This window comes from Serratia sp. KH_031, assembly GCF_057839655.1.
The window spans coordinates 1,441,971-1,457,926 of the sequence record NZ_CM174496.1; the positions used below are offsets into that span (position 1 = coordinate 1,441,971).

Annotated in this window: 12 protein-coding genes; 11 read left to right on the forward strand and 1 reads right to left on the reverse strand. The window is 51.1% G+C overall.

Annotated features, from left to right (window positions below; translation table 11 throughout):
• Position 1 precedes the first annotated feature (1 nt).
• The 4 genes from fdx (at position 2) to sseB (ending at position 2,827) form a co-directional block, all read left to right on the forward strand.
• The gene (gene fdx / locus AC3ISQ_RS06400; protein ID WP_489351585.1) at positions 2-337 is read left to right on the forward strand and encodes an ISC system 2Fe-2S type ferredoxin; all 336 of its coding nucleotides are present in this window, start codon (positions 2-4) and stop codon (positions 335-337) included.
• Between the two features lie 2 nt (positions 338-339).
• Positions 340-540: a Fe-S cluster assembly protein IscX gene (gene iscX / locus AC3ISQ_RS06405; protein WP_489351587.1), complete on the forward strand. Its 201-nt coding sequence runs from the start codon at positions 340-342 to the stop codon at positions 538-540.
• An 83-nt stretch (positions 541-623) separates the two neighbouring features.
• A complete protein-coding gene (gene pepB / locus AC3ISQ_RS06410) occupies positions 624-1,919 on the forward strand; it encodes an aminopeptidase PepB (protein WP_489351589.1) in 1,296 nt (431 codons plus the stop codon).
• Between the two features lie 80 nt (positions 1,920-1,999).
• A complete protein-coding gene (gene sseB, locus AC3ISQ_RS06415) occupies positions 2,000-2,827 on the forward strand; it encodes an enhanced serine sensitivity protein SseB (RefSeq protein WP_489351590.1) in 828 nt (275 codons plus the stop codon).
• 106 nt (positions 2,828-2,933) lie between these two features.
• Here the strand turns inward: sseB and AC3ISQ_RS06420 are convergent, their stop codons facing one another.
• Positions 2,934-3,158, reverse strand: coding sequence for a Hok/Gef family protein (locus AC3ISQ_RS06420; protein ID WP_489351592.1), 225 nt, complete (start codon positions 3,156-3,158; stop codon positions 2,934-2,936).
• Between the two features lie 360 nt (positions 3,159-3,518).
• Between AC3ISQ_RS06420 and AC3ISQ_RS06425 the strand changes: the two genes are divergently transcribed.
• From AC3ISQ_RS06425 to ispG, 7 genes are all read left to right on the forward strand, one after another.
• Positions 3,519-8,510, forward strand: coding sequence for an alpha-2-macroglobulin family protein (locus tag AC3ISQ_RS06425; RefSeq protein ID WP_489351594.1), 4,992 nt, complete (start codon positions 3,519-3,521; stop codon positions 8,508-8,510).
• A 58-nt stretch (positions 8,511-8,568) separates the two neighbouring features.
• Positions 8,569-10,893 carry a peptidoglycan glycosyltransferase PbpC gene (gene pbpC, locus AC3ISQ_RS06430; RefSeq protein ID WP_489351596.1) on the forward strand — a complete coding sequence of 775 codons (2,325 nt, stop codon included), beginning with the start codon at positions 8,569-8,571 and terminating at the stop codon, positions 10,891-10,893.
• 157 nt (positions 10,894-11,050) lie between these two features.
• Positions 11,051-11,476, forward strand: coding sequence for a nucleoside-diphosphate kinase (gene ndk / locus AC3ISQ_RS06435; RefSeq protein WP_489351598.1), 426 nt, complete (start codon positions 11,051-11,053; stop codon positions 11,474-11,476).
• Positions 11,477-11,718: 242 nt separating this feature from the next.
• On the forward strand, positions 11,719-12,915 hold the full coding sequence (gene rlmN, locus AC3ISQ_RS06440) for a dual-specificity RNA methyltransferase RlmN (RefSeq protein WP_489351600.1): 1,197 nt from the start codon (positions 11,719-11,721) through the stop codon (positions 12,913-12,915).
• 97 nt (positions 12,916-13,012) lie between these two features.
• Complete coding sequence (gene pilW / locus AC3ISQ_RS06445; protein ID WP_489351602.1) at positions 13,013-13,795, forward strand: type IV pilus biogenesis/stability protein PilW; 783 nt, start codon at positions 13,013-13,015, stop codon at positions 13,793-13,795.
• Positions 13,785-14,765 carry a cytoskeleton protein RodZ gene (gene rodZ, locus AC3ISQ_RS06450; RefSeq protein WP_489351604.1) on the forward strand — a complete coding sequence of 327 codons (981 nt, stop codon included), beginning with the start codon at positions 13,785-13,787 and terminating at the stop codon, positions 14,763-14,765. The genes pilW and rodZ overlap by 11 nt, the downstream gene beginning before the upstream one ends.
• Before the next feature lie 47 nt (positions 14,766-14,812).
• On the forward strand, positions 14,813-15,934 hold the full coding sequence (gene ispG, locus AC3ISQ_RS06455) for a flavodoxin-dependent (E)-4-hydroxy-3-methylbut-2-enyl-diphosphate synthase (RefSeq protein ID WP_489351606.1): 1,122 nt from the start codon (positions 14,813-14,815) through the stop codon (positions 15,932-15,934).
• Positions 15,935-15,956: the final 22 nt, after the last annotated feature.

The following is a 15,956-nucleotide window of genomic DNA, read 5'->3' on the forward strand; positions in this document are numbered from 1 at the left end:
CATGCCGAAGATTGTTTTCCTGCCCCATCAAGATTTATGCCCGGAGGGGGCAGTACTGGAAGCGGAAGTAGGGGAGACCATCCTCGACGTCGCATTGCGTAACGGAATTGAAATTGAGCATGCCTGCGAGAAATCCTGCGCTTGCACCACTTGTCACTGCATCGTGCGTGAAGGTTTTGATTCCCTCGCCGAAAGCAGCGAACTGGAAGATGACATGCTGGATAAAGCTTGGGGGCTAGAGCCAGAAAGCCGTCTAAGCTGCCAAGCCAAAGTCACCGATGAAGATTTGATAGTAGAGATGCCACGCTATACCGTTAACCACGCACGTGAGGGATAATAATGGGACTGAAGTGGACTGACAGCCGTGCAATCGGCGAAGCCCTGTACGATCAATACCCCGATACCGATCCGAAAACCGTGCGCTTTACTGATATGCATCAGTGGATTTGCGATTTGGAAGAATTCGACGACGATCCGCAGGCTTCCAATGAAAAAATACTGGAAGCGATCCTGCTGGTCTGGTTAGATGAAGCAGAGTAAATAGCATAATGGGCTGCCTTGGGCGGCCCGTTTAATTTGTATCCGACATGATTAATAGAAGAATAATCCGGAGTAAGTAAGCTATGACAACAGAACTGATGAACATCACGCTATCCCATGAACCTGCCGATGCCCGTTGGGGCGAGAAAGCGTTGCTGAGCAGCAACAGCGAAGGTATCACCGTTCACCTGCTCGGTAACGGCAAGCTCGGTGCTATTCAACGCGCTGCACGTAAAATCGACGGGCAAGGTATTAAGAGCGTTAAGCTGTCTGGCGATGGCTGGGGACTGGAGCAAAGCTGGGCGTTCTGGCAGGGGTTCCGTGGGCCAAAGGGCAAACGTAGTGTCGAATGGGCGGAACTGCCAGAGGCAGAACGCCAAGAGTTGGAACAGCGCCTGAAAATTGTTGACTGGGTCCGTGACACCATCAATATGCCAGCGGAAGAACTGGGGCCAGAGCAATTGGCAACCCGCGCTGTCGATTTGATGTGTGATGTCGGCTGTGATGCCGTGAGCTACCGTATCACTAAAGGTGAAGATCTGCGTGAGCAAGGTTATGCCGGTATTCATACCGTTGGCCGTGGTTCTGAACGTCCGCCGGTATTGTTGGCATTGGATTTCAACCCGACTGGTAATCCCGATGCGCCAGTATTTGCGTGTTTGGTGGGTAAAGGCATCACCTTTGACTCCGGTGGCTACAGCCTGAAACAGAGCGCCTTTATGGACTCAATGAAGTCCGATATGGGTGGTGCTGCGACCATCACCGGTGCTTTGGCAATGGCGGCGGCTCGTGGCCTGAAACAACGTGTGAAACTGTATCTGTGCTGCGCCGACAACATGGTGAGTGGCAATGCTTTCAAACTGGGCGACATTATTCGCTATCGCAATGGTAAAACCGTTGAAGTGATGAACACCGATGCGGAAGGGCGTCTGGTTTTGGCCGATGGTTTGATTGACGCCGCCGAGCAAAATCCACAATTGATCATCGACTGCGCAACGCTGACCGGTGCGGCGAAAACAGCGGTGGGCAACGATTACCACTCTCTGTTCAGCTTTGACGATGCATTAGCGCAAGAACTGCTGGTGAGTGCCGAAGCAGAGCTCGAACCTTTCTGGCGTCTGCCATTGGCCGAGTTCCACCGTAGCCAACTGCCGTCTAACTTTGCTGAATTGAACAACGTAGCGGCTCCGTCTCACACGGCGGGGGCTAGCACGGCAGCGGCTTTCTTGTCGCACTTTGTTAAAAATTACCAACAGGGTTGGCTGCATATCGACTGTTCTGCAACTTATCGCAAAGGTGCGGTAGAGCAGTGGTCTGCCGGTGCGACTGGGTTGGGGGTTCGCGCTCTGGCGAATCTGTTACTGAGTAAAGCACAGTAATCATTGTGTCGTTGTATGATTGACTATGAGGGTTCGACGAATGTCGAACCCTTAATCTATTTGAGTAAGTGGAGTAGACCATGGGTTCCCATCACCACGATGCCATTCCCGGCGAAAACGAACTTGAGCGTTTATTGAAGCTGGCTGTCAGTGAGGTCGCTCATCGCCCGGCATTTTTCCGCGAACTGCTCGATGCCACAGTTTATATTTTGGGCGATAGCGAACAGGTACAACAGCAGGGCGAAATTACGCTTAATGCCGATACGCCAGTAAACATCCAACATTGGGAAAAACAGGATGGTAACAGCGTTGTTCCGTTCTTTTCCTCGTTAGAGATGTTGCAAAAAGCGGTAGAAGGGGAACAGCCATTTATTGCTTTGCCTGCGCGTGTATTGTTTGAAATAACCCAAGGGGCAGAACTGTTCCTCAATCCAAAAGCGGAATACGGAAAAGAGTTTTTCCCTGAAGAAGTCGCAATGCTGCTGGCAACCGGCGGCGTGGTGAAACCGGCTGAGCACTACGTTGATAAAGACACTCAAATCTTACTGGGACAACCAGAAGAATATCCGGCAGCGATGGTGGATGCTTTGACCACATTATTCAGCCAACGTAAGCCTGTGCGTCGCGCATTTTTGGCGCTGATGCATGATAAATCGGCGGATGAAAAGCCTAATTTGTTGATTGGTTTGGAGGTGGAAGCTGAACCGGCGGAAATTGAAAGTCTGATTAATGAAGCGGGGAGCGTTGCCAGTGAAACAGCACCTAACGATGATCCGGTCGATTTCTGTCTGGTCTCGGAACAGGAGCGTGGTATCAGTCATTATCTGATCAACCATACCCAACCGTTCTACCAACGTCGCTGGGGCAGTTGGCTGCGCAATATCATTCCTTCAACGGATAAGAGCTAATAAAGAGTGCCAGCCCCGAAAGGCTGGCTAACTCTAAAAAGGGGCGCTAAAGAAACCATTGCCCTCACACCAAACAGGCGGGGCGAACCCCGCCGCTGGTGGTCACTTACCGTTCAATGTTGCAGATAAACATGGCTGCGACCTCTGTTCCTCCCTGCTTAAATGTGAACTCACAGAGTGAGCCACGTATCAGCCAGATGAATACCAAAAAGGTTATACAACCAACTGTAAAACCTGGTAAAAACAGTTTTCGCATCATGTTAGCTCTCCATTGCATTTCTGCGGTTAAGAGACTACCATCATGGTGTTGATGCATGGTGGTAAGCCTCATTCTGATTAATAGTCAGTTTGGGGCTTTCTTCTTTCTGCATCTTACCTTTTACATCCTATCTTCTTACATCTCCCTATGGGCTTGAAACAGAAAGTCTCAAGCGCCCGCCAGCATTCTAACCACGGCTTGAATCATAGAGCTATACCGTCAAATATCTGGTTATGCATCCAGCTATTTACGGTAAGTATTGTTCATCTGGGAAAGCCCTACCCACCAGGCCTAGATAAAAACCAACATCAATTAAATCACATCGAAAAATATAGAAATATTTCGCAACTTCGTAAAATAGCCCTGTTATCATTATCGGTTATGCGGATAGTACGTCACTCAGGTCATCTTACTGTGCCAGGGAGTTAAACGATGGAACCATGTACTGCGAAGGTATTCACAAATGGCAAAAAGCTTTGTCAGGGAATGTTATTAGCTGTGGGGGTGATGTTTCTCTCCGCCTGTGATGAGACAAATACAGCCCCACCTATAAACTCTGCTGCAGAGCAAACCCGTAGTTCACCAGCACCAGCGAAGAAACTAGATGCTGCAACTTTGGCTGAGTTAGCAAAGCGTGATGCGGGTAAACCCCTGACGCTGCTGGATGCCTCGGAATTGCAATTGGAGGGTGCCAGCGCGATGGTGCTGACATTCTCGGTGCCATTGGACCCGAATCAGGACTTCGCCGCACGAGTGCATTTGGTCGATAGCGTAAATGGCAAGATTGACGGTGCTTGGGAGCTTTCCGACAACCTGATGGAATTACGTTTGCGGCATTTGCAACCTAACCGCAAGGTGGTGCTGACCATCGAAGCAGGCGTAAAAGCGGTGAATGGGGCGGAACTGGCTGAACAACAACAGCAAACCATCACCACGCGTGATATTAAACCTAGCGTCGGTTTCGCCAGTAAAGGTTCATTGTTGCCGACCAAACTGGCTCAAGGTTTACCGGTAATGGCGCTTAATGTTGATAACGTTGACGTTAACTTCTTCCGGATTAAAACCGATTCTTTACCCGCGTTTCTGACTGAATGGCGCTATCGCAGCGCGATGACCAGTTGGGAGTCTGACGATCTGCTAAAAATGGCCGAACTGGTCTACAGCGGTCGTTTCGATCTGAACCCTGCGCGTAACACTCGTGAACGCATTCTATTACCACTCAATAGTATTGAAGCTTTGCAAAAGCCAGGCGTTTATTTGGCGGTGATGCAGCAGGCGGGACACTACAGTTACACCAATCCGGCAACCTTATTTACCCTCAGCGACATCGGTGTATCGCTGCATAGCTATCACGATCGCTTGGATGTCTTTACCCAAGGTTTGGAGAATGGCGCGGCATTAGGTGCGGTCGAGTTGCGCTTGTTAGATGAAAAAGGCCAGACATTGGCGCAAGCGACCACCGATAAGCAAGGTCATGCGCAGCTCGCTAAAAGCGATAAGGCCAAACTACTGCTAGCGACTCAACAAGGGCAAACCAGCTTGCTCGATCTCAATACGGCGGCACTGGATCTGACCGAGTTTGATATTGCTGGCCCAGAAGGCTATAGCAAACAGTTCTTTGCGTTTGGCCCACGCGATCTGTACCGGCCGGGTGAGACGCTAATCATCAACGGCCTGCTGCGCGATGCCGATGGTAAGCCTTTGCCTGCGCAGCCAGTGAAAGTCGACATTATCAAGCCGGACGATCAAGTAGCACGTAGCTTTGTCTGGCAACCGCAAAACGGCCTGTATCAATACCAATATTTGATCCCGCAAGAAGGGCCAACCGGTAACTGGGCGCTGCGTTTTAATCTGGGTGATAACCAAGCACGCCGTTACGAATTCAAAGTTGAAGACTTTTTACCAGAACGTATGGCGTTAGAGATTAGCGCCAGCAAAACGCCACTGAAGCCAGATGATCAATTGGTATTTGATATCAGCGGTCGCTATTTATATGGTGCTCCCGCTTCTGGCAACCGCTTGCAAGGGCAGGTATTCCTACGTCCATTGCGTGAAGCGGTAACGAGCCTACCGGGCTATGAATTTGGTTCCGTGATGGAGGAGTCACTGTCGCGCAACATGGATGAGTTTGACCAAGCATTGGATAACGCGGGAAAAACTCAGATTGAAGTCGACAGCACTTGGGCCGAAGTGAAATCGCCGTTAAAAGCCATTTTACAAGCTAGCCTGCTGGAGTCTGGTGGGCGTCCGGTGACGCGTCGTGCTGAACAGATGATTTGGCCTGCCGATGCGTTACCCGGTATTCGTCCATTGTTCAACAAACAGCAGATTTACGACTATCGCAGCAACGATTACCAATCACAACCGATGGTGGATGAGAACTCTCAAGCCAGCTTCGACGTGGTTTATGCCAATGCCAACGGGGAAAAACTGGCGGCTAACGGTTTAAAAGCACGATTGATCCGTGAACGTCGTGATTACTATTGGCAGTGGTCGGAAGGCGAAGGTTGGCAGTCGCTGTACGATAAAAAAGATCTGATGCTGGCGGAGCAAAACCTAGATATTGCCGCTAACGGTAGCAGCAAGGTGACTTTCCCGGTTGAGTGGGGCTCTTACCGCATCGAAGTGGTTGATCCTAAAAATAATCTACTGAGCAGCCTGCGCTTCTGGGCGGGTTATAGCTGGCAAGATAACACCGATGGCAGCGGCGCAGTACGACCGGATCAGGTGAAGTTGAAACTGGATAAACCGGCTTATAAACCGGGCGAAAAAGTGAAACTGCACATAGAAGCTCCGGCGGCCGGTAAAGGTTATGTTTTAGTTGAGTCCAGCGACGGTCCACTGTGGTGGCAAGAGGTGGATGTGCCGGAAAAAGGCATGGATGTTGAAGTGCCCATTAATCAGGAATGGAAACGTCACGATCTCTACCTCAGTGCATTGGTGATCCGTCCCGGTGACAAACAATTGCAATCGACGCCAAAACGCGCAGTGGGTTTGTTGCATCTGCCGTTAGTGGATGAAAACCGCAAACTGGCGTTAACCCTAGATGCACCACAGCGGATGCGTCCGAACCAGACGTTGACGGTGAAAGTGAAAGCCGCTCGTACCGGCGGCGAGTTACCGAAGCAAATCAATGTACTGTTGTCGGCGGTTGATAGCGGCATCTTGAGCATTACCGATTACGCCACGCCAGATCCGTACCAAGCGTTCTTTGGTCGTAAACGTTACAGCGCCGATCAATATGATGTTTACGGTCAACTGATTGAAGGTAAAGGACGTTTAGCCAATCTGCGTTACGGCGGTGACGGTGGTGAAGATGATGCGCTGTCACGCGGGGGTAAAAAACCGATCACCGAAGTGACCATCGTGGCGCAACAGGCGCAACCTGTCGTGTTGGATGTCAATGGCGAAGGCACGATCCAACTGGCTATCCCGGAATTTAACGGCGAACTGCGTTTGATGGCGCAGGCATGGAGCGACGAAGATTTCGGTCAAGCCGAAAGTAAAGTGGTGGTTGCTGCGCCAGTGGTAGCGGAATTGGCCACGCCGCGCTTTATGGCGGGAGGCGATAGCTCACAATTGGCGCTAGATGTCAGTAACCTTTCCGGTCAACCGCAGACGTTGGCGGTGAAACTCGTCGCTAATGGTTTGGTTGCTTTGCAAGGTTCTTCCGATCAACAAGTGACGTTAGCCAATGGTGAACGCACCACGCTGTTAATACCGGTAAAAGCTTTGGACGGGTTTGGGCAGGGAGAAGTTGCGTTGACGGTGAGTGGTTTAGCGCTGCCGGGCGAAACGCTAAAAAATTACCAACGTAACTGGAAGATTGGTGTGCGTCCGGCGTATCCGGCGGAAACTCGTCAGTTCTCTGCGGTCGTTCACGCTGGCGAAAGTTGGAGCTTGCCAACGGATGCCATGGCGGGGCTGGTAGCGAGTACCGCGGAAGGACAATGGTTGTTGACCAGTCGTCCACCAATCAATCTGGCGCGTTACATCAGTGAGCTGTATGCCTATCCGTACGGTTGCTTGGAGCAAACGGCCAGTGGGTTGTTCCCATCGTTGTATACCAACCGTGCACAGTTGACGGCGTTGGGCATCAAAACGGGCACCGATGAGAATCGACGTCAGAGCATTGATGCGGGTATTGAACACTTGCTCAGTATGCAGCGTTTCAATGGTGGATTTGGTTTGTGGAGTCGCGATAGTCAGGAAGAGTTCTGGCTAACCGCTTACGCGACCGACTTCTTGGTACGTGCTAGCGAGCAAAATTACGCGGTGCCAGCCGAGGCACTGACTAAAGCCAATAACCGTCTGCAACGTTATTTGCAGGATCGTAATCAGATTGATGTGGCGTACAGCCAATACCCGGATCACACCCGCTTTGCGGTACAAGCCTATGCGGGATTGGTATTAGCACGTCAGCAAAAAGCATCGTTGGGGGCACTGCGTCAGTTGTATGAGCGCCGCGCCGACAGCCGTTCTGGTTTGCCGTTAGTGCAATTGGGTGTTGCGCTCAAACTGATGGGTGATATGCCACGCGCTAATCAGGCGATCGAACAAGGGTTGACAACACAGCGAAACGGTAAAGATTACTGGTTGGAGGATTACGGTAGCCAAATTCGTGATGACTCATTGATTCTGGCGTTGCTGACCGAAAACAACTTGCTGCCAGCGGTGCGCGATCAACGTTTGTTGGCCTTGTCCAGTGAGCTTAATGGGCTGCGTTATCTATCCACTCAGGAAAGCAATTCATTGTTCCTGGCGGCGCGTAATATGATTGGTACAGCGGAGCCACAGTGGCAAGCTCAGACCGAGCAAGGTAATCTTTCTGGTGATAAAGCGCTGACCCAGAGTCTGACCGCCGACAAGTTGGCGACAGGAGTGCAACTGAGCAATACCGGTAACAGCACGTTGTACAGCCGCTTTGATTTGGTGGGGTATCCGCAACAGGCGAGTGCACCGAACAGTAATGTATTGAAGGTGCGCCGTGAGTTCCTTGGGTTGGATGGCAAACCAGTGGCGTTGGATTCACTGAAAAGTGGTCAACTGATTTTGGTGCATCTGACGGTTTCTGCCGATCAACATGTTCCTGATGCGTTGGTGGTCGATCTGCTCCCGGCTGGATTGGAGCTGGAAAACCAAAACCTAGGTGATAGCAGTGCCAGCTTGGGGGAAAGCGCCAGCAGCGTGACCGAACTGCTGCAGGACATGCAACAAGCGGAGATCAAGCATCAGGAGTTCCGTGACGATCGCTATGTTGCGGCAGTGAATGTGGATGGTTATCGTCCGACGACCTTGTTGTATTTGGCTCGTGCGGTAACACCGGGCACTTATCTGGTGCCAGCGCCGCAGGTGGAATCAATGTATGTTCCCGCTTGGCGCGCTACCGGGGAAACCCCTGCTCAATTGACCATCGGTAAATAATCACTTGGCCCCGTTCTGGTTGTCTGACTAGAGCGGGGCAAGTTGATACGCTTCTGTTATGAATAAACTTCTCACTCATCTGCGTCGCCGTTGGCACTTTTGGCTGCTGGCTTTTTGCCTGCCACCACTGTTGCTGTGGCTAGCCGATCGGTGGTGGCCGTTGCCACTGACCGAAGCGCAGATGGCGCGTGTGGTAGTGGCAGAAAATGGCACGCCGTTGTGGCGCTATGCCGATAGCGAAGGGGTATGGCGCTATCCGGTCAGCTTGCAACAGGTTTCACCCTATTACCTACAAGCGTTGCTGACTTATGAAGATCGCTGGTTCTTCCGCCATCCCGGTATCAATCCGTTATCTTTAATGCGTGCTGCTTGGCAGGATCTGAGCAATGGACAGATTGTTTCCGGTGGCAGTACGTTGTCGATGCAGGTCGCACGGTTAATCGATCCTCACCCGCGCACATTGACGGGGAAACTGCGACAAGTGTGGCGCACGGTGCAGCTTGAATGGCATTTGTCGAAAGATCAGATTCTAGAAATTTACCTTAATCGTGCCCCTTATGGCGGAACTTTGCAGGGGATTGGTGCCGCGAGTTGGACCTATCTTGGCAAACCTCCGTCGGAGTTGACGCGCGCCGATGCGGCGTTGTTGGCGGTATTGCCACAGGCACCGAGCCGTCTGCGCCCCGATCGTTACCCTGAGCGAGCCAAAGTGGCGCGAGATAAAGTCTTGGAACGCTTGGCTTATTATCAGGTGTGGTCACCGGAACAGGTGGCTGAAATTCAACAGGAAGAAATCTGGCTAGCGCCACGTCAGGTGCCACAGTTGGCTCCTTTGTTAGCACGGCGAATGACACAGGGGAATCAGCGGCAAATTGTGACCACGACTTTGGACGCTAACTTGCAACGGCACTTAGAAGAGTTGGCGCGCGGTTGGAAAAGTCAATTGCCGGAGAAAACCTCGGTGGGAGTGTTGGTGGTTGATCATACCGACATGAAAGTACGGGCTTATTTAGGTTCGTTGGATTTTACCGACAATAGTCGTTTCGGTCATGTAGATATGATTTCAGCGTGGCGTTCGCCGGGCTCGACGCTCAAACCCTTTCTTTATGGCATGGCGCTGGATGAGGGTTTGATCCATGCCGAATCATTGTTGCAAGACGTGCCGCGTCGTTTTGGCGATTATCGCCCCGGTAATTTTGATACCGGTTTTCATGGGCCGGTCAGTGCCAGTGAAGCGTTGAGTCGTTCGTTGAATTTACCAGCAGTGCAGTTACTGGAAGCCTACGGGCCAAAACGTTTCACCGCCAATTTACGTAATGTGGGGATTGAGTTACGTCTACCCGCTCATGCGGAACCTAGTCTAGCGGTGATCCTCGGTGGTACGGGCGCGCGGTTGGATCAACTGGTAATGGGCTTTAGCGCTTTAGCACGGCAGGGTAGAGTTGCTCCGCTGCGTTTCACGCCACAAGATCGGTTGCAGGGTCGTCAGCTGTTATCTCCGGGCTCGGCGTGGATAGTGCGCCGTATTTTGGCAGGAGAAGCCCGACCGTTACCGGACGAAGTCTTGCCCACCAATGTACCACTGGCTTGGAAAACCGGTACTAGCTATGGCTATCGCGATGCTTGGTCGATTGGGGTTAACGCACGATACACCATCGGTGTGTGGGTCGGCAGACCAGACGGTACACCGGTCGCGGGGCAATTCGGCTTTGCCACTGCAGTCCCCTTGATGAATCAAGTTAACAACCTGCTGCTGGCATCGTTACGCCAACAAGGGCAAGGTACTCCCGCCGATCCACGACCGGTCAATGTGAGCCGTGGGGCGATCTGCTGGCCGGGTGGGCAACCGTTACCTGCGGGAGACAATAATTGCCGTCAACGACGTTTGAGTTGGGTTCTCGATGGAACTATCCCGCCAACCTTATCTGCTCCGGGGCAAGAAAGTCATTTGGGTAACCAACCGTTGTTGTGGTTGAACGATCGCGGTCAGCGAGTAGCGGCGGATTGTCCGGGAGCCAAAGCGCGTAAATTGATGTTATGGCCATTGCCGTTAGAACCTTGGTTACCGATGGCAGAACGTCGTGCCCAGCGGTTGCCGCCAGTAGATAAACAATGCCCACCGTTGCTACAACAAGAAGCGCCGCCACTGTTATTGTTAGGGCTGCGTGATGGCGCTGCCCTGCGTCGTTTACCGGGTAAAAACGCGGTTGAGTTGCGTATTGCCACCCAAGGCGGCAGTGGGCAGCGTTGGTGGTTCCTCAATGGGCAATTGGTCGGTGAAGGTGATTCTTTACTGCTAAGTTTGCATGAAACGGGGCGCTATCAACTTAGCGTTTTGGATGAAAGTGGGCAGGTCGCAGTACGTAATTTTTCTTTGGAATGAAATATGAGTAATTACGCTAAATTTTTTTTAATGAAATGTTGATTTTTCCATAGGCAACGTCTAGCACTGCACATATAATCTGCGCCGCATTGAGAATATATCAAGGCCGGCACTACCTATGAGTCCGGCCCGTTTTGGAAGTTAGATAGAGGCCATCATGACCGTACAACGTACCTTTTCCATCATCAAACCAAACTCCGTAGCTAACAACGACATCGGCGCAATCTATGCCCGTTTTGAGCGCGCGGGTTTCAAAATCATTGCATCTAAAATGTTGAAACTGACTCGCGAACAAGCGGAAGGTTTTTACGCAGAACATAAAGGCCGCCCATTCTTTGACGGTCTGGTTGAGTTTATGACCTCTGGCCCAATTATGGTGCAGGTTCTGGAAGCGGAAAATGCTATCCAACGTAACCGTGACATCATGGGTGCGACCAACCCAGACAACGCGCTGGCGGGTACCCTGCGTGCTGACTATGCAGATAGCTTCACGGCTAACGCCGTACACGGTTCTGATTCAGAAGATTCCGCTAAGCGTGAAATTGCTTATTTCTTCGTTGATAGCGAAATCTGCTCACGTTAATTGGCATGGTTTCTTGCCTGAAAAAGCGAATTCACTGGCTGAAACAATAAAAATAGCCTGAATACCTTTCAGACATGGAAACCCGCTACTAGAATTTGTACAATGCCGCGCCCCAGTTAAGACGACTTAGCTGGGGCGTGTTTTTAACTTTTAGTTTTTTAACTTCTAGTAGTGTTTTTAACAACACACTTACTTTCCATTCTTTAGCGCCGCAACGTGTAACAACGAGGCCAGAGATCATTATGTTAGAACCCATCGCGCCCGAGCACCACATGCCTGAAAATAATTCGCTGACTGATCAATCTGTTAAAACGGAACAACTGGCTACGGCCAAAATTAACCTGCTGGATCTGAATCGTCAGCAATTGCGTGAATTCTTCGCTGCCATGGGCGAAAAACCTTTCCGCGCCGATCAGATAATGAAGTGGATGTACCACTATTGCTGTGATGATTTTGAGCAAATGACCGATATTAATAAGGTCTTGCGTCAAAAATTGCAGAATATCGCTGAGATCCGTGCGCCAGAAGTGGCAGAAGAACAACGTTCAGCCGATGGCACCATCAAATGGGCGATCAAGGTGGGCGATCAACAGGTAGAAACCGTATACATCCCGGAGGGCGACCGAGCTACGTTGTGTGTCTCCTCGCAGGTAGGTTGTGCTCTGGAATGTAAATTCTGTTCAACGGCGCAGCAGGGCTTTAACCGTAATCTGCGGGTGTCGGAAATTATTGGTCAGGTATGGCGTGCGGCAAAAATCATCGGTGCGATGAAAGTGACCGGCCAGCGTCCGATCACCAACGTGGTGATGATGGGCATGGGTGAACCGTTGCTGAACCTGAATAACGTCGTCCCCGCGATGGAAATCATGCTGGACGATTTTGGTTTTGGTCTGTCCAAACGTCGTGTCACTTTGTCGACCTCTGGTGTAGTGCCAGCGTTGGACAAACTGGGCGATATGATCGACGTGGCGTTGGCTATCTCGCTGCATGCGCCGAACGATACCATCCGTGATGAGATAGTCCCGATCAACCGTAAATACAATATCGAAACTTTCTTGGCGTCAGTGCGTCGTTATTTGGAAAAATCCAACGCCAACCAAGGTCGAGTTACGGTGGAGTATGTGATGCTGGATCACATCAATGACAGTACCGACGATGCACACCAGTTGGCTGAGGTACTGAAAGACACACCATGTAAGATTAACCTGATCCCTTGGAACCCGTTCCCAGGTGCTCCTTATGGCCGTAGTTCTAATAGTCGCGTCGATCGTTTCTCCAAAGTGTTGATGGAATACGGATTCACGACTATTGTTCGTAAAACCCGCGGTGATGATATTGATGCCGCCTGTGGGCAGTTAGCGGGGGAAGTGATCGACCGTACTAAGCGGACTCTGAAAAAGAAAATGGCAGGGGAACCTATCAACGTACGGACGGTCTGATTTCTATAGCATGATTTTTTGTTATCTAACAGCCTGTTATGTGAGCAGTAATCCATACGGCAATCGGATAACATCAGATAAGGAAATGAGTGCAGGCATGAAGCTGAATCTGTGGGGATTGAATCTGCCGGGGCGGAGTTTGCAACTAGCAATCGTTCTGGTAGGCGGTCTGTTGGCGGGTTGTTCGGGTTCAACACCGGAACAACAAAATATGCCGACAGAAGTGGGTCAGACAAGGTTGCAATTGGGGCTGGAATACCTGACTCAAGGGGATTTATCCGCGGCCAAGCAGAATCTGGAAAACGCGGCAGAGGCTGCTCCACAAGATTACCGCACTCAATTGGGTATGGCGCTTTATGAACAGCGAATAGGCGATAACGGTGCCGCTGAGCAGCGTTATCAACAAGCGCTTAAACTTGCGCCAAACAATGGTACGGTACTGAATAATTACGGTGCGTTTCTTTGTAGTTTAGGGCAGTATGTACCAGCACAACAGCAGTTTAGCGCTGCAGCAACGGCACCGGATTATGGTCAGGTTGCTGACAGCCTGGAAAACGCAGGTTACTGTTTCCTTAAAGCTGGTCAAAATGATGAAGCTCGTAGCTTATTAACTCGCGCTTTGAAGGTTGACCCAGATAAAGGCGTCCCTTTGTTGGTGACGGCAGACAAGCAGTTTGAAGAAGGGAAACGCGCACAGTCGCAACTTTTATTGGATGTTTACCAGCATGTTCTGCCGGCTAGTGCCGACAGTTTATGGTTACAGATTCGTTTCGCCGCGTTAGCAGACCGCCAAGATAACGTTCAACGTTATGGCAAACAGTTAGCGCGAAGTTTTCCACAATCTAAACAGTACCAGCAGTTCTTAGCTAATGAATACTGAAGCCTCCCAAGATAATACCGTATCCATGACGACAGGTGAGCGCCTGCGTCAAGCCCGTGAAAAACTCGGGCTAACTCAGCAGGCCGTTGCAGAACGCCTGTGCCTAAAAATCTCTACCGTGCGCGACATTGAGGACGATAATGTTTCGGCCGATCTCGCCTCGACTTTTGTACGCGGTTATCTCCGTTCTTACGCCAAACTGGTGCATGTGCCAGAAGAAGAAGTATTGATTGGGCAAGCGCCGCTGAAAGCGTCCAAAGTTGCACCAATGCAGAGTTTCTCATTGGGCAAACGTCGCAAGAAGCGTGACGGTTGGCTAATGAGTTTTACCTGGTTGATTGTTTTTGTGGTGGTCGGTTTGACCGGCGCTTGGTGGTGGCAAAACCATAAAGCGCAACAGGATGAAATCGCCACTATGGCCGATCAATCCTCGGCTCAGTTATCGCAACAAAACGAAGGTCAGTCGATCCCGTTGGGCGATAATACCGCCGCCAGCACGCCAGACCACAGCGCGTCAGTGGTTGACAACGGTACGGCACCTGCGGCTAACGTTAGTGAGCCAGCAGCACCGGTTACGCCAGCGCCAGCCACTACGGGGGCTGAAACGGCACAACAGCCAGCCGTGGTTGCTCCTAGCCAAGCTGCAATCCCTGATGCTACTGCGCCAGCGGCTCAACCAACTCTGCCAACGGCGGAAGCGGGTGTTGCTGCGGGAGCGGTTGATCCTAATGCATTGGTGATGGATTTCTCCGCCGATTGTTGGTTGGAAGTTACTGATGCGAATGGTAAAACGCTGTTCAGCGGTATGCAGCAAAACGGTGGCAAGTTGAATTTGGTAGGTACAGCGCCTTATAAACTGAAAATTGGTGCACCCGCTGCCGTACAGATCCAATATCAAGGTAAACCGGTGGATTTGAGCCGGTTTGTTAAGTCAAACCGAGTTGCCCGTCTGACCGTTGCCGCGCAGTAATGCGCGGTTATTGTTGTTAAGTCGTCGCAACAACGGAGAATTAATCAATGCATAACCCGTCTCCTATCAACCGTCGGAAATCAAAGCGTATTTACGTCGGTAACGTGCCTATTGGCGATGGGGCGCCGATTGCCGTGCAATCGATGACCAACACCCGTACCACGGATGTAGAAGCCACGGTTAACCAAATTAAGGCACTGGAGCGCGTCGGCGTTGATATCGTCCGCGTTTCTGTTCCAACGATGGATGCAGCAGAAGCTTTCAAGTTGATCAAGCAACAGGTCAACGTGCCGCTGGTTGCTGATATCCACTTCGATTACCGCATCGCCTTACAGGTTGCAGAATATGGCGTAGATTGCCTGCGTATCAACCCAGGTAACATCGGTAACGAATCCCGTATTCGTTCAGTCGTTGATTGTGCTCGCGACAAGAATATCCCAATCCGCATTGGTATCAACGGCGGCTCATTGGAAAAAGATATTCAGGAAAAATACGGCGAACCAACGCCTGAAGCCTTGCTCGAGTCGGCGATGCGCCATGTCGATATTCTCGATCGCCTTAATTTTGACCAGTTTAAAGTCAGCGTAAAAGCCTCCGATGTGTTCTTGGCTGTGCAGTCTTATCGTCTGTTGGCGGCAAAGATTGATCAACCGCTGCATTTGGGTATTACCGAAGCCGGTGGTGCTCGCAGTGGTTCGGTGAAATCGGCTGTAGGTTTGGGTCTGTTATTGTCTGAAGGTATCGGCGATACCCTGCGTATTTCACTGGCTGCCGATCCGGTAGAAGAAGTGAAAGTGGGCTTCGATATTCTGAAATCTTTACGCATTCGCGCGCGCGGCATCAACTTTATCGCCTGCCCGACCTGTTCACGTCAGGAGTTTGACGTGATCGGCACTGTGAACGCGCTAGAACAACGCTTGGAAGACATCATTACGCCAATGGATGTTTCCATTATCGGTTGTGTGGTCAATGGTCCGGGTGAGGCATTAGTGTCTACGTTGGGCGTCACGGGTGGCCACAATAAGAGTGGTTTCTACCAAGATGGCGTGCGTCAGAAAGAGCGTTTTGACAACGAAGATATGATTGACCAATTGGAAGCGAAGATCCGCGCCAAGGCTGCGATGTTGGACGAGTCTAACCGCATCGAAGTTAATCATCTGGAAAATTAAAGCCAACTGCGGGACGTGGATC

Coding starts and splice junctions, on each gene's coding strand:
- fdx (WP_489351585.1), top strand. CDS start 2: ATGCCGAAGATTGTTTTCCTGCCCCATCAAGATTTATGCCCGGAGGGG.
- iscX (WP_489351587.1), top strand. CDS start 340: ATGGGACTGAAGTGGACTGACAGCCGTGCAATCGGCGAAGCCCTGTAC.
- pepB (WP_489351589.1), top strand. CDS start 624: ATGACAACAGAACTGATGAACATCACGCTATCCCATGAACCTGCCGAT.
- sseB (WP_489351590.1), top strand. CDS start 2,000: ATGGGTTCCCATCACCACGATGCCATTCCCGGCGAAAACGAACTTGAG.
- AC3ISQ_RS06420 (WP_489351592.1), bottom strand. CDS start 3,158: ATGAGGCTTACCACCATGCATCAACACCATGATGGTAGTCTCTTAACC.
- AC3ISQ_RS06425 (WP_489351594.1), top strand. CDS start 3,519: ATGGAACCATGTACTGCGAAGGTATTCACAAATGGCAAAAAGCTTTGT.
- pbpC (WP_489351596.1), top strand. CDS start 8,569: ATGAATAAACTTCTCACTCATCTGCGTCGCCGTTGGCACTTTTGGCTG.
- ndk (WP_489351598.1), top strand. CDS start 11,051: ATGACCGTACAACGTACCTTTTCCATCATCAAACCAAACTCCGTAGCT.
- rlmN (WP_489351600.1), top strand. CDS start 11,719: ATGTTAGAACCCATCGCGCCCGAGCACCACATGCCTGAAAATAATTCG.
- pilW (WP_489351602.1), top strand. CDS start 13,013: ATGAAGCTGAATCTGTGGGGATTGAATCTGCCGGGGCGGAGTTTGCAA.
- rodZ (WP_489351604.1), top strand. CDS start 13,785: ATGAATACTGAAGCCTCCCAAGATAATACCGTATCCATGACGACAGGT.
- ispG (WP_489351606.1), top strand. CDS start 14,813: ATGCATAACCCGTCTCCTATCAACCGTCGGAAATCAAAGCGTATTTAC.